Annotated in this window: 12 protein-coding genes; 1 reads left to right on the forward strand and 11 read right to left on the reverse strand. The window is 47.1% G+C overall.

The genetic code is table 11. The features are described from left to right. Positions 1 to 5: 5 nt before the first annotated feature. The 10 genes from AXF12_RS09740 to AXF12_RS09785 form a co-directional block, all read right to left on the reverse strand. On the reverse strand, positions 6 to 494 hold the full coding sequence (locus tag AXF12_RS09740; protein WP_066430675.1) for a gliding motility lipoprotein GldH: 489 nt from the start codon (positions 492 to 494) through the stop codon (positions 6 to 8). Continuing rightward, positions 481 to 1,875, reverse strand: coding sequence for a PSP1 domain-containing protein (locus tag AXF12_RS09745; RefSeq protein WP_082752994.1), 1,395 nt, complete (start codon positions 1,873 to 1,875; stop codon positions 481 to 483). Before AXF12_RS09745 ends, AXF12_RS09740 begins: the two co-directional genes overlap by 14 nt. Positions 1,876 to 2,205: 330 nt before the next feature. Further along, complete coding sequence (locus tag AXF12_RS09750; RefSeq protein WP_066431966.1) at positions 2,206 to 5,361, reverse strand: efflux RND transporter permease subunit; 3,156 nt, start codon at positions 5,359 to 5,361, stop codon at positions 2,206 to 2,208. A 113-nt stretch (positions 5,362 to 5,474) separates the two neighbouring features. Beyond that, the gene (locus tag AXF12_RS09755; protein ID WP_074860805.1) at positions 5,475 to 6,320 is read right to left on the reverse strand and encodes a DUF6261 family protein; all 846 of its coding nucleotides are present in this window, start codon (positions 6,318 to 6,320) and stop codon (positions 5,475 to 5,477) included. Between the two features lie 90 nt (positions 6,321 to 6,410). Then, positions 6,411 to 7,859 carry an efflux transporter outer membrane subunit gene (locus AXF12_RS09760; RefSeq protein WP_082752995.1) on the reverse strand — a complete coding sequence of 483 codons (1,449 nt, stop codon included), beginning with the start codon at positions 7,857 to 7,859 and terminating at the stop codon, positions 6,411 to 6,413. Positions 7,860 to 8,008: 149 nt separating this feature from the next. After that, the gene (locus tag AXF12_RS09765; protein WP_066430677.1) at positions 8,009 to 8,569 is read right to left on the reverse strand and encodes a peptidase associated/transthyretin-like domain-containing protein; all 561 of its coding nucleotides are present in this window, start codon (positions 8,567 to 8,569) and stop codon (positions 8,009 to 8,011) included. A gap of 299 nt (positions 8,570 to 8,868) precedes the next feature. Next, on the reverse strand, positions 8,869 to 9,414 hold the full coding sequence (locus AXF12_RS09770) for an NAD(P)H-dependent oxidoreductase (protein ID WP_066430678.1): 546 nt from the start codon (positions 9,412 to 9,414) through the stop codon (positions 8,869 to 8,871). 64 nt (positions 9,415 to 9,478) lie between these two features. Further along, positions 9,479 to 10,576 carry an efflux RND transporter periplasmic adaptor subunit gene (locus tag AXF12_RS09775; protein WP_066430680.1) on the reverse strand — a complete coding sequence of 366 codons (1,098 nt, stop codon included), beginning with the start codon at positions 10,574 to 10,576 and terminating at the stop codon, positions 9,479 to 9,481. 138 nt (positions 10,577 to 10,714) lie between these two features. After that, on the reverse strand, positions 10,715 to 11,119 hold the full coding sequence (locus AXF12_RS09780) for a hypothetical protein (RefSeq protein ID WP_143325018.1): 405 nt from the start codon (positions 11,117 to 11,119) through the stop codon (positions 10,715 to 10,717). A gap of 44 nt (positions 11,120 to 11,163) precedes the next feature. Further along, positions 11,164 to 11,811, reverse strand: a complete 648-nt coding sequence (locus AXF12_RS09785) for a hypothetical protein (RefSeq protein WP_066431968.1) — start codon at positions 11,809 to 11,811, stop codon at positions 11,164 to 11,166. Positions 11,812 to 11,910: 99 nt separating this feature from the next. Here AXF12_RS09785 and AXF12_RS09790 point away from each other — a divergent pair, with 99 nt between their 5' ends. Further along, positions 11,911 to 13,095, forward strand: coding sequence for a C1 family peptidase (locus AXF12_RS09790; protein WP_066430682.1), 1,185 nt, complete (start codon positions 11,911 to 11,913; stop codon positions 13,093 to 13,095). A 90-nt stretch (positions 13,096 to 13,185) separates the two neighbouring features. Here AXF12_RS09790 and AXF12_RS09795 read toward each other — a convergent pair whose 3' ends face one another. Next, positions 13,186 to 13,563 (reverse strand): RidA family protein, encoded by a 378-nt coding sequence (locus AXF12_RS09795; RefSeq protein WP_066430683.1) that lies wholly within the window; start codon positions 13,561 to 13,563, stop codon positions 13,186 to 13,188. Positions 13,564 to 13,572 lie beyond the last annotated feature (9 nt).

Here is a 13,572-nt window from a genome sequence, read left to right on the forward strand (position 1 = left end):
AAGTTTTATTTATTTAGCTGTGGGTTCTCCACACGAAGCCCCACCTCTGTAATTCCTTTTAATACCTCAATACCTTGGTTAGTTCCTATCTTACGCATTGCCTGTTCTATCTTTACAACATATTTACCTTTAGCAGGAAATCGGAAATTCTCTTTATACCACAATTTACTTTCTTTCACTGCCGAAAATCCATCACCAAGCCACTGCCCCTCTGCATTCGCCATTTCATACTCCAAAGTATCAATGATCACCTTATTACTATGAGGCACTTCCATTTTAGTGATAAGAAATATATTACTAAACTCATACTGCTCATCATTACGCAACATTATAAACAGGTTCTTAGGGGTAAGCGTATCATTTTCATCTAAATAAAATGGAATTGACTGATGCTCAACCCAGCCATTAGGAAGGGATACATACTGTGCGTACTCCAACTGTTTATTACACCCCACAAGAACTATAAGTAGCAATAGTAAACTAATTCTTCTCATCTTTCGATATCTCTGAGTTATTATTAGGTCGTTTTTGGTTTTTGTTATTATTAGGCTTCCTCTTTTGGCTTTGCCCTTCAGTAGCAGCCTGTTGCTGTCCTTGTCCACGTCGCTGCTTTTGGGCGTTCGGGTTCTGCCCCTGTTTTTTGCCTTGTCCCTGAACATTTTCAGCTTTTTGAGAAACCTTTCCTTCTGGTGATTGTGATGCGCGATCAGGGCGATTCTGTGCCTTTTTAGCCTGATTATTCTTTTTCTTCCTCCGCCTCGGTGTATCAAAACGAGTGATACTATCTTCTTCCACAGGCTTCATTTCCAAGCCCATCGACGAAGAGCTGCGCTTACTGCTCAAGTCGTTGATGATCGTATATTCTTCTAATTCCTCAATCTGCTGACCTTCCTTATTCAACTCAATGATCTCCTTGACACTATCCACCGAAAGTTTATACCACGTCATCGGACTTTCATCGTAAGTATACCACATCAATCTCTTGAAAATATCAATCTTCTGACAAGTCGCCAAACCTCTTTGCGTGTGGAGCTTTGTTTCCGTCTTTGGAAAATCTTTCAGCGCATCCAAATAGGTGTCAAGCTCAAAATTCAAACAGCATTTTAGCTTCCCACATTGTCCCGCAAGCTTCTGCGGATTGAGCGAAAGTTGCTGGTAACGTGCCGCCGAAGTCGATACACTCCTGAAGTCCGTAAGCCACGTAGCACAACACAACTCACGTCCACACGAACCAATTCCCCCCAAACGTGCAGCCTCCTGTCTAAAACCTATCTGGCGCATTTCAATACGAATACCAAAAGCCCTCGCCATATCTTTGATCAACTGACGAAAATCAACACGTCCCTCAGCCGTATAATAAAAGGTAGCCTTCGAGCCATCACCTTGGAACTCCACATCTGAGATCTTCATCTCTAGCCCCAGTGCTATTGCCAACTCACGTGAGCGCTTCTGCACAGATATTTCACGCTTACGCGACTCCTGCCAAACGTCAATATCCTTCTGGTTTGCCTTGCGATACACCCTTGGAAGATCCTCATTATTCCAATCGATACTGCGTTTCTTCATTTGCATACGCACCAGCTCCCCTGTGAGAGTCACCACCCCCACATCGTGCCCGCTATTAGCTTCAGTCGCCACAACATCACCCGCTTGCAGAGGAAGTTTATCCACATTGCGGAAGTATTCTTTACGGCTATTTTTAAACCGCACTTCTACACAATCAAAAAAATCTAAACCACCTGCCAACGACGTATTTGCCAGCCAATCAAAAACTGATAGCTTCACACTCCCAAAACTGCTCGGACCTCCTAAATCACCGCAATCAGTTGTTCTATAATCATTTGTATTTCCCTTAGTGCAAGTATTGCAACTCATCTTTCTCTCTTTTAATATATGATAGTATGTATTATAATCTGCAAAGGTACATATTTTATATTTACTGACAAAGTATTTTCTGCAAAAAAATATAGATTACGGTGCAACACAAGCATTTATCCCAATCAAAAAATAAGTATCCACCTTCCATAAATTAAATAATACAGCAACACTTTCAAAAGCAGCTCAGCAACGGATCGACAACGGTTCGATAGAAAATCATTCTATATATCGCTATGGCTTTTAACAGATAACACCCATAATGCAAAAATGTCCTCAGAGAGAATTACTTCCTCTGAAGACATTTTCACAGATAGATTTATTAGTTATTTACTCCTTCTCAATCCACGCCACCACTTTCTTCTTAGGGGATTTGCCCGTGATTTTCTCCTGTAGGTGTTGAAATACCACGAACAGCACCGGAATCACTACCAAGCCGAAGAACGTACCTATAAGTTGTCCCGCCGCGGCTCCCGTTGCTACCGACCTATTACCGGCGGCGCCTACTCCGCTAGCAAAAACAAGCGGTAAAAGCCCTACGATGAAAGCAAATGAAGTCATTAGGATGGGTCGCAGGCGTGCCATTGCCGCATCGATAGCCGATTTGGACAAACTATCGCCGGTGCGACGCCGCTGCAAAGCAAATTCGACGATTAAGATAGCGTTCTTCGCCAGCAAACCCATCAGCATTATCAGAGAAATCTGAAAGTATATGTTGTTTTCCAAACCGAACAACCATTGCCCCAAGTAGGCTCCGAAGATACCAAATGGCAGCGAGAGAAGCACAGATAGGGGCACGATGTAACTTTCGTACTGCGCCGCGAGAATAAAGTAGGTAAACACCAAACTAAGCATAAAGATGATGACCGTCTGCGAGCCCGCGTTCTGCTCCTCACGCGTCAGGCCTGTATAATCTATGGAATAGTTGGCGTTAAGTGTTTTGGCGGCGACCTCCTCAACGGCTGCGATGGCATCACCCGTGCTGTAGCTAGCATTGTTGCTGGCTGTCATCGCAACGGATGTAAACAGGTTGTAACGGCTCAATGACTGCGGCCCGAAAACCCTTTTCAAGCTAACAAACTGCGAGATCGGAGCCATCTCACCCGTCGCCGTCTTCACATACATGCTCGAAAGGCTCTCCACATTTTTGCGGTCGTCCGGCAACGCCTGTACCATCACCCGAAACTGCTTGCCGTAGAGGGTGAAATCACTCGCGTAATAGCCCCCGATAAAATTCTGCAAGGTGCCCAAGATGTTGCTCACGCTCACGCCCGATTGCATCGCCCTTTCCACATTGATGTCCATCTGGTATTGCGGATAATTCGTGTTGAACGACGTCTGTACATATTGTATTTCAGGTCGCTGCATTAGTGCCGCCATAAAGGCATCGGCGTCCTTAGATACCTGCGAGATTTCCCCACCAGATTTATCCAGCAAAACAAATGACGCGCCCGAGCCAATACCGAAGCCAGGCACCGAAGGCGGTTGAAAGAAGATGATCTTAGCATCTTTAATGCCCGCCGTAGCAACGAATGCACGTTGTATGATAGTTTGAATGTCTTGTCCCTCAGCCTTGGCGCGCTCCTCGAAGGGCTTTAATCGGAAGAAACCCATCCCGTTATTGCTACCCTCGCCCGAGAGCATCCCGCGCCCTGTTACGAAGGTAACCCTATCGACACCAGGAATGTTAGACACCTTTTTCTCTAATTGTCGCATCACATTGGCAACGCGCTCCATCGATGCGCCGGGGATCATTTCCACATTCATCATCACGAAGCCCTGATCCTCGCTGGGCACAAACCCCGACTTGAGCTGCTTGTTCATAAACAGTAGCGAGCCGACCGCAACGGCGAACATCACCAACGTAAGCCATTTGTGCCTGAGCAGGAAGGTGAACGCCTTCCCGTAACGGCGCGTACCCTCAGCAAAAGCGATGTTAAACTTGTGGAAGAATTTTCCCAGCCAGCCCTTCTCCTCGTACGCCTTGTCGCCGTGTGGTTTCAAGAAAAGCGAACAGAGGACTGGACTGAGCGTAAGTGCGTTGATGGCAGAAATCGCGATGGCTACCATCAAAGTAATCCCGAACTGCTTGTAAAACACGCCGGTCGTCCCCCCGATAAAAGTTACGGGGATAAAAACTGCCGCCATCACCAGCGTGATAGATATGATCGCCCCAGCAATCTCGTTCATCGCCTCCACGGTCGATTCTTTGGCGTCGCCCGCGCCGTGTTCCATCTTGGCGTGAACCGCTTCCACGACGACAATCGCGTCGTCCACCACAATCCCAATCGCCAGCACCAGAGCAAACAGTGTGAGCATATTGATCGAATATCCAAACAAGTTGAGAAAGAAGAAGGTACCCACGATCGAAACGGGCACGGCGATTGCCGGAATCAAGGTCGAACGGAAATCTTGCAAAAACAAGTATACCGCAAGGAAGACCAAGAGGAACGCCTCGAGCAGCGTGCTTACCACCTTAGAGATCGCCGCGTCCAAGAACGTATTGGCGTTGTAATTGATCGAATAACTGATCCCCTCAGGAAATGACTTCTCAGCCTCTTTGAGGTACGTCTCGATATTTTGTATGATCTCGTGGGCATTCGATCCGGGCGTCTGGCTGATACCCATCGCCACGTCAGCCTTCCCTCCGCTCTCCGAGAAACCAGAGTAGCTCAGCGCGTCCAGCTGTATGGTCGCTACGTCCTTCAATCGCAGCACCTTGCCCCCATCTAAGGCTTTGAGCACGATGTTTTCGTACTCCTCAACCTTGTTGTATTTTCCCTTGTATTTAATTACGTACTCGTAGCTCTGCCCAGAGTTTTGCCCCAGCGTACCTGCTGCCGCCTCCAAACTCTGCGAGGAAATCGCCGCAGTAACTTCTGTGGGGCTAAGTTTGTAGGCTTGCAACTTCTGCGGATCGAGCCATACGCGCATCGAATAGGTTTTACCCCCGAAAACGCTGGCGTCTCCTACCCCACTGATACGCTTGAGGGCAGGAATCACATTGATGTTGAGGTAATTCTGCAAGAAGACATCGTCCAACTTAGGATTTTCGGAGTAAAACGATAGGAACATCAAGTTCCCCGAATTTTGTTTTCGAACCGTCACCCCAGCTTGCTTCACCTCCGCAGGTAGTAGAGCGTTCGCCCGCGATACGGCATTCTGTACATTCACCGCCGCGACGTCGCCGTCCGTGCCCTGTTTGAAGAATACGCTAATGTTCGCCGCCCCGCTATTGCTCGCGGACGAGGATATATAATCCATATTCTCCACGCCGTTGATTTGTTCTTCCAGCGGAACAACTACCGACTTCAATACCGTCTCAGCGTTCGCACCCCCGTAATTTGCCGACACCTGTACCGTAACTGGGGCAATGTCGGGATACTGCGAAATCGGCAGCGAAATGATACCCAGCACCCCTAAAATCACTATCAGTATAGAGATCACCGTAGAGAGCACGGGTCTATTAATAAAATTTTTAATCATATAATTATATCTTACGTTCTCTTCATAAAAATCGTTGCGTGCAGTGTGTAATAGAGAAGGTGCCGCCACTGATTTGCAGCGGCACCTCTATATATAAATACTTCCACTACGCGCTAAGCCTTGGGTTCGCCCTCACCCTGAGGATGGGTCGGATCGGTTTGCGGAGCGTCTTTCTTATCCTGAGGAGCGTCCTGCTTTTCAGTGTTTTCACCCTTATCCCCATTGTCGGACTTCTTGTTCTTCGTATTGTTCTTACGAGTCTTGCGGCTGGCTTTCAGTGCAGTAAGTTTCTCGATGAGCACATTGATACGAGAGACTATCTTGCTAATTTCTTCGGAAGGTTGCAACACAGCGATGGCGTTCAGATGCTCGATTACTTCGCGGTATACCCCATCGATGTCTGCACGCACAGCTTTTACTGAGCGGAAGTCCTTCTTTACGGTAGCCTTCTCATCGCGCCGAGTTCGGTACAGCTCCATAAACTTGCGATCCGCATCCTCAAGCCAGTCGAGCCATTTCCCTATCGCGATCTTCTTCACAGCAACTTTGTACTTATCGCTCCTCATATCTTGCAACAAGTTCTCAATTTTGCTGTGCTGCGACTCATAGCTTTCGGAGGTTACTCGCCCATAAGTTTTGATGAGTATCCTAAGCAAGGTTCCCGCCTCATTTTCCTCTTTCACGGGGCTATACGATGCTGCACTCACTGCCGCCGATAGTCCGCGATAGAGCTGATCGGTGGCTTTGTCAAGCGACGCCAATTGTTGGGTGTGTTCGCTCTTTACGATCAGTTCCAGCGATTTGTTTTCCTCCTCTACAAGGGCAGAGAACCTACCCAAAAGAGTTGCCAGCGATTCGATATTCGCCGCGTCTAAAATCAATTTAATCTCTGTCACGAAGCCGTAGTGTTCGTGATTCTGGAGATTCTTAATGTTTAAGCCTTTTATTTTAAGTGCCATAACAAAAACAATTATTGGTTAATAAATATAACTGTGGGGCAAACGCGTCCCCTAAAATTTTCGATATATCAATGTAGTGAGATTGTCTCGCTACTTTTTGTTTTCTTTACGTCCTCTACTCAAGGTCGCGGGGTCGATATTCACCTGCGAGGCGCCCCCGAGGGCTTTATAGAGCACCACGCCTTGTTGTAGCTTCGTGAATTGGGCGTTGGCGACCGCAAGCTCGGCGTTGAGGCGATTTACCTCGGCGGTGATTACCTCCAAATAATTGACCATACCGCTGTTAAACAGTTGTTTTGAGTAGTCGGTAGCCTTGTTGTAGGCTTCCATCTCTTGGGTTTTGAGGCGGATAAATTCGTCCTGAGCGGCAAAATTGTGCAGCGCGTCCGAAACTTCTTTGCCCGCGGTGAGCAATGCCTTTTTAAAGGTTAAAAGCGCTTGCTCTTGTGCCGACCGCTGTACTTCGTACTTTGTGCGCACTTGTCGGGCGCTGAGTATTGGCTGTGCCAAGCCCGCCACAAAATTGGCAAAGAGCGACTTAGCCGAGAACCACGTATCCAACTCAGTGCTGCTAACCCCTCCCCGTGCGGTGAGCGTTAGCGACGGATAAAAACCAGCGCACGCCACGTTGGTGAGCTCAAAAGCGTTGATGAGTTGGAGCTCTGCACGGCGTATGTCGGGGCGGTTGTAAAGTGTCGTCATCGCGTAGCCTGTATGGAGCTGCGCTGGGAACTTTTGTTCTGCGAGCTTCCCCCGCTCGATGGGGTGCGGCTCCTCACCGAGGAGCACACAGATACTATTCTCTAACGCCCACACGCTATTTTCGATGGAGATAAGCTGCGATTGGGCATTGAGCACCAACGCTTCGGTTTGCTGTGTCGCCACCTCGGTGGTGCTTCCAGCCTTTTTGAGTTCCTTGGTGGTCTCGAGGCTTTTTTGTCGCAAATCGATCGTGTGCTGCAAAATCTCACGTTGGGCATCGTACATCAGCAATTGGTAGTAGGCAGTCGCCAATGTGGCAACCACCTCCGATTGTGCTGCCTTATACGCCTCTGCGCTGGCAAGGAAGCTGGCATATTGTGCGCGGTTTTGTGCGGTGAGTTTGCCCCACACATCTAATTCCCACGAAGCCGACCCCGATAGGTCGAAGAGGTTATTATAAGTGCGTTCGCCCATTCCTCCCGATGCGTTTACTGAGGGCGTAGAGCGCGTGTAGCTTGCCGAAGCCGAGAGCGTGGGGGCGAAAGCCATCCGCGACTGCTTCAAATAGGCGTGCGATGCCCTCACGTTTTCGAGGGCTACCTTCACATCGAGGTTGCGATCGAGTGCCCGACTGATGAGCCCCTGCAATTGGCTATCGGTGAAGAGCTCACGCCACTCGATCGCCCCTGCCGAAGTGTTTGCCGTATCCACCGTCTCTGTTCGGAACAGTTTATCGGAGTACGCATCGGGGCGTTCGTATTGTTTTCGCCCCGCACACGCTACAAGGGCAATAGTAACGCCCATAACGGCAATGGTTCTATATATCATTATTTTCATAAAATGGTTTTATTTCTGTTTTTTCTTCTACTATTTATATATACTCGTAAAATGTTTTCAGTACGTTCTCGGTATGATATTCCCCCATTGAGAGGGATTAGGGGGGTGTTCTATCTTCCTACTCTCCTACTTTTCTAATTTCCTCTCCCCTACCGCAATACATTCTTCTTTCGCTTTTTATCGCGTTGGTACTGTCTCCATCCTTTTTCGGTAAATCCAAGAACTACAGTACGCGCGTCCCCATACTGTCCCGAGGTGAGTGCGGAAAGCATTGCCCCCTGCAACACTAAGTGCTGATGTAGCCGACCTTCTTCTTCTAACTTGCCAAAGGCGCGGGCATCTGCTTTTTTGCCGTCGAGTACGTATACCACACGACAGCGACCGCCCTCGAGTTCGCTCTCCGAAACGATCTTCGGCTCGGCAAGGTCGATACGCTGACGCGTGCCGCTATCCGTGATAGGTACACAGCGCGAAGGTTGTATCCAATAATGCACCAACTGCCAGCGGCGCACCGTAAGGGAGTATTTTCCTTCTGCATCTGTATGGGTACGTATCGAATCGCCTTCAACGTCTACCCGCACCCCAACGAGGGGATGTTTATTATGATCGGTGAGCGTACCGTACACCGTAATTTGCGCTTGCAAACCACCCGTAAGCAACACGCCCCCAATGAAGGCTATGAGTAAAACGATTTTCTGCTTTACGTACATACTTATTTACGTTATAAAGATGAATTTTTATCTTCCCGCCCACAACTGTGGGCGGCTTGAAAACTTTTGTCGGGAACACATTCCCTATACGTTGATGTGTCGCCAACAAGTTTTATCGTACGTCCCCTATACGTTAATAGTTCCCCAACAATTGTTTTACACACATCAACTACCCGTTGATGTGTCGCCAACAATTTTTAGTACACGTTCCCTATACGTTGATAGTTCGCCGAAAATTGTTTTGGAGGGTTCAACGGTGCGTTGATATGTCGCCCATATTTTTGAGCTTAACGCCTCTATTATTCGTCAGCTCCAAATTTTTCTAAATACGCCAAATACAAAGGTACGCTTTTCTCCACCCATTCTTCTGAGGGGTTTCTCTCTATACCATAATAGGCGAACAGGGGTTGGTAGTTAGCGTGCACATATTCAAAGGTGATTTCAAACGGACGAGTGAGCTCCTCCAAAGTGTATTTGTACTTCTGCCCGTGAGCATATTCATAGTCGTCAATACCTGCGGAAATCGCCAAAGCAATTTTCTTGCCTCCGACCTTATACCCGCTCTTGCTCCCATAAGCCCATCCGTAGGTAAGCACCTCGTCGAGCCATTGCTTCAACAATGGTGGGCAGCTAAACCAATAGAGCGGAAACTGGAAAATAATTCGTTGGTGGGCTTCCACCAATTGTTGCTCGTGCCCCACATCAATGCGGCTGTCTGGATACGTCTTGTAAAGCTGATGCACGGTGTATTTTTCGGGCTGCTCTTCAAGTGCGGCGATCCAACGCTTATTGACCATTGAGTGTTCTATATCAGGGTGGATTACGATTACTAATGTTTTGCTCATATTCTTATGTATTGGGTGTTTCGAAATAATTTTCTGACTGACCGTAATCAGTGCGTTGATATCTCTAAAAAATAGGCTGGATAGCTTTCACAAGGCTGTCCATATCTACCTGCTGAGGCTTGATGACCATTCCTGTACGTACGGCGTTAAGCCCTTGAACGAGGATGACATCACCTTTATTAATACCTTCCTCCACGACAGCGAAGTTGTTGGCGCGATTCTTCAGGGTAATGATAACCTGCTTTATCGTGTCGTGTTCCACCTTGTAGGCAAAGACCTTACCTTGTTGCTCGAAGGTTGCCACCTCAGGGATTACCACCACGTCATTGAACTGCTGCGGAATCAGCACTGTGCCACTGTTGCCATTCGTTAGCAGCCCCTCAGGATTGGGGAAGGTAACGCGGAACTGCATACTTCCGGTGGTTTTATCGATCTGTCCTGTTATGGCAGCGATTTTCCCCGAGTGAGCATACGTTTGTCCATCGGCCAAAACAAGTTTCGCGGGGGGCATATTCTTTAGTTTTTCGGCGGGCGACTTTCCTGGGGCGCGTTCCAGAAATTGGAGATAGTCCTTTTCACTCATCGAGAAGTAAGCATAAACGTCTTTCACGTCCGAAACGGTTGTCAGCACGGTGTTATTGGCTGTTACCAGCGCGCCCTCACGATAGTTTATCGCGCCCACAACGCCGCTCACGGGGGCTTTCACCACGCCGTAGCCGATATTGGCAGCGACTTCGTTGTAAGCGGCTTGCGCGCGTGCGAGATTGGCTTGGGCTGTGGCCAACTGAACTGCGCTGACGATGTTCTTCTCTACTAAGGGCTTTAATTTGTTTACTTCTACGCGCGCCGCATCTACTTGCGCCTTCGCCGACTGTGCGGATTGGTTCAGCGTTTGTGTTTCCAACTGGAAAAGCGGTTGCCCTTGCACCACTCTCTGGCCTTCATCGACCAGAACTTTTGTGATGTAGCCCGAGACTTTCGCCTGGACGGCACTATTGACGGTGCCTTCGATGTTTACAGGGTATTGTAAATCGGAGACGGCATTGCTCGTGCCCACAGTAATGACTGGGTACGAGGGCGCGCCCATTGCGTTTTGCTGTGGCGCATTGTTGCAAGATGCCGCCAGAGCTGCGGCGGCGAGTGTTAATAAAGTTTTATTCATCCTTATAATATCTTTTTACAGTGTTAATTATTAAGTGACCCAATGTCTATCTTTTCGGCGACAAAATTACAAAAAAAATAGAATTCACCGAACAGCGAACTCCGTTAAATGTTTGTTAAAGTTTTTACCTCACGGAGGTTATTGCTGGAAGCTACCCTCACTTGTGCCTGCCCCTTGAATTTGATTTACTTCATCATAATTGACGGAAAGCACCCCCGCAAGTGTTTGCAAGTAGCTCTTCACCCCTTCAAGATCGCGATCGTCAGGGACTTTGACTGCAATAGCCTTGAAGTTCTTATACTGATAAATCAGCTCGAGCTTTTCTTTCTTTGCAACGTTTAAAAGAGGTTGCAAATCGGCGTCGTCCTTGTAATAGATGATCAAGTTGCGAGTGCGCTCAGGGGCTTCCTTTTTTTGAGCCGTGATGTCCATTTCTTTAAAGGTTATTACCTCTTGCTGCGGCTGAGGCTCAGCTTTCGTCTGCGGCTGAGCGCTCTTGCAGGAAAGGGCTAATAGGGTCATTGACAATAAAATATATTTCATAAAACAAGTTGTTAAAATTCATCAGTAAAACAGTCTCCGTTAGGTTATTTATCCTTGATAATCACAAAGTGTGCCTTCGAGCCTGTTGCTAAGTTCCATTGGTTCTTGGCTATTACGTTCCCTTGGTCGTCAAGCACCTGAAACTCTGCCGTATTAGGTCCCGACTCCCCTTGATTTAAAGCCAAAAACTCTATCTTGTTAAACCCAGGCTTAAGCGCTATCTGAAACCCTCGAAATTCGCCTACCAACATTATATCGCGCACCTCTTCAACTCCATTGACGAAAATACTAACCCTGTCACCATCAATCGCTTGAAAATCTCTGCAATACACATTCACATACTTGCCATTATTGGTAAAATCCCCGAAGAATTGATCTCCCTTCGGCGCATCGTACTCTTCCTGCTTATGATCGTTAAGCACCCCATAATTAGGCTGAAAATCAATCTTCCGATGCACCAAGTTGCTCTTCCCCGTAAAATCAATTTGCTTTTCAGGAAGTTTCATAAAAGGATTATTCTCATTTTTAGGAGCTACAGGCAATTTCATCAAATTACTGGGCTTATTCACCTCAGGAGCTTTCTCCAGCGGGACTACTACGGGTATCTGCCGACGTTGTATCTCGAAAGGCTGTGCCTGCATCAAGAACTGACCTCCTAAGAGCATCATAAATAAGATAATTATTCTATTCATCATTTCTCACATTTATTTTTTCACAGCGATAATTGTGCCAAAATTTATTTTATAACAAAAAAAAATTATACCTTTGCGCCTATTATTTTAAGTTTTATTATGAAAAGAATAGCATTATTCATCGCACTCTCAGTAGTATCATACGTAAGTGCTCAGGACAATCTCATCAACTCATTATCTGGTAATCAAACAGATAATGCTGGGTTTAAGTTCACTAAAATTATCGACCTCAGCCATACTGAGGTAAAAGACCAAGGCAGTAGCGGCACTTGTTGGAGCTATGCAGGAGCATCATTTCTTGAAAGTGAAATGATACGTATGGGCAAAAAAACTGTCGATCTGGCAGAAATTTTTACCGCCCGCAATTCGTACATTGAGAAAGCCAAGCAATACGTACGTATGCACGGCTATCTCGACTATGGACAAGGTGGCGAGCTCCACGACGTAATCAATATGTACGCCAAATACGGGGCACTGCCACAGTCCGTTTACACAGGGCTCAACTACGGCACCAATCGCAATGATTTCAGCGAGTCGCACGCCGTATTCAAGGGCTTTTTAGAAGGGCTGATGAAGCACGACAGCAAAAAACCACTAACCCCCAGCTGGCTTCCTGCATTCACCGCCACTGTCGACGCCTACCTCGGTGCAGTACCTGAAACATTCACTTTCGAGGGCAAAAAGTACACACCAAAATCCTTCGCAAAAGAAGTCGTAGGCATTAACCCTGCCGACTATGTAGAGATGGTTTCCTATGAAGATCAACCTAAATACCAAAACGTATTTATGGCAGTTAGCGATAACTGGAGTTTCGATTGGGCATACAATGTCGCAATGACCGACCTTACCAAAGTCATCGACAACGCTTTGAAAAAAGGCTTTACCGTAGGCTGGTCATCCGATGTCAGCGAGCGTTATTTCAGTTGGAAAAACGGTGTAGCCTTCGTCCCTGAACAGGATATCGCTACACTCTCAATGGCTGATCAGCTAAATCTCTTCCTTGCTCCACCAAAAGCAGAACGAACCATCACCCCCGAAATGCGCCAAAAAGCCTTTGATAATTACGAAACCCAAGACGACCACGGTATGCACATCGTCGGGCTGGCAAAAGATCAAACAGGACGCGAATACTACATCGTCAAGAACTCTTGGGGAGCAAAAAACGACTACCAAGGCTTCATATACGTTAGCAAAGCGTACGTACAATACAAAACCACTGCTATTATGGTGCACAAAGATGGCGTACCCAAGGATATCCTAAAAAACTGGAAAAAGCAGCAATAACCCCCTAAATAAACATAACAAAAAGGACTGAGATTATCACCCAAACAATCTCAGTCCTTTTTTTGTAAATATCCTATTTAAAAAGATCGGTTATATCACCGCAATGCAGGATATCTCTACTTCTACACCCTTAGGCAACTTAGCCACCTGTACTGTTTCACGAGCAGGTGCAGTCTCCTCTTCAAAATAACGACCATATACCTCATTCACCTGAGCAAACTGCCCCATATCATTGAGAAAAATAGTCGTTTTGACCACATCCTTAAAAGTAGCCCCAGCCTCAGCCAGTACCGCCCTGAGGTTCTCCATTACCTGCACAGTCGCAGCCTCAATGCCCCATACTACCTCACCAGTAGTAGGATCTACGGGTATCTGTCCCGATACATAAAGTGTATTACCTGCTAAAATAGCCTGATTATACGGACCTATAGGCGCAGGCGCTTTCTCTGTAAAAATAACTCTATTCATATAAAAATC

The sequence above is a fragment of the Capnocytophaga haemolytica genome (assembly GCF_001553545.1).
GTDB lineage: Bacteria > Bacteroidota > Bacteroidia > Flavobacteriales > Flavobacteriaceae > Capnocytophaga > Capnocytophaga haemolytica.

Bases quoted from the DNA above. Each gene is read 5' to 3' on its own strand.
- AXF12_RS09775 (WP_066430680.1), bottom strand. From the start codon at position 10,576: ATGAATAAAACTTTATTAACACTCGCCGCCGCAGCTCTGGCGGCATCT.
- AXF12_RS09770 (WP_066430678.1), bottom strand. From the start codon at position 9,414: ATGAGCAAAACATTAGTAATCGTAATCCACCCTGATATAGAACACTCA.
- AXF12_RS09780 (WP_143325018.1), bottom strand. From the start codon at position 11,119: ATGAAATATATTTTATTGTCAATGACCCTATTAGCCCTTTCCTGCAAG.
- AXF12_RS09785 (WP_066431968.1), bottom strand. From the start codon at position 11,811: ATGAATAGAATAATTATCTTATTTATGATGCTCTTAGGAGGTCAGTTC.
- AXF12_RS09765 (WP_066430677.1), bottom strand. From the start codon at position 8,569: ATGTACGTAAAGCAGAAAATCGTTTTACTCATAGCCTTCATTGGGGGC.
- AXF12_RS09740 (WP_066430675.1), bottom strand. From the start codon at position 494: ATGAGAAGAATTAGTTTACTATTGCTACTTATAGTTCTTGTGGGGTGT.
- AXF12_RS09750 (WP_066431966.1), bottom strand. From the start codon at position 5,361: ATGATTAAAAATTTTATTAATAGACCCGTGCTCTCTACGGTGATCTCT.
- AXF12_RS09755 (WP_074860805.1), bottom strand. From the start codon at position 6,320: ATGGCACTTAAAATAAAAGGCTTAAACATTAAGAATCTCCAGAATCAC.
- AXF12_RS09760 (WP_082752995.1), bottom strand. From the start codon at position 7,859: ATGAAAATAATGATATATAGAACCATTGCCGTTATGGGCGTTACTATT.
- AXF12_RS09795 (WP_066430683.1), bottom strand. From the start codon at position 13,563: ATGAATAGAGTTATTTTTACAGAGAAAGCGCCTGCGCCTATAGGTCCG.
- AXF12_RS09790 (WP_066430682.1), top strand. From the start codon at position 11,911: ATGAAAAGAATAGCATTATTCATCGCACTCTCAGTAGTATCATACGTA.
- AXF12_RS09745 (WP_082752994.1), bottom strand. From the start codon at position 1,875: ATGAGTTGCAATACTTGCACTAAGGGAAATACAAATGATTATAGAACA.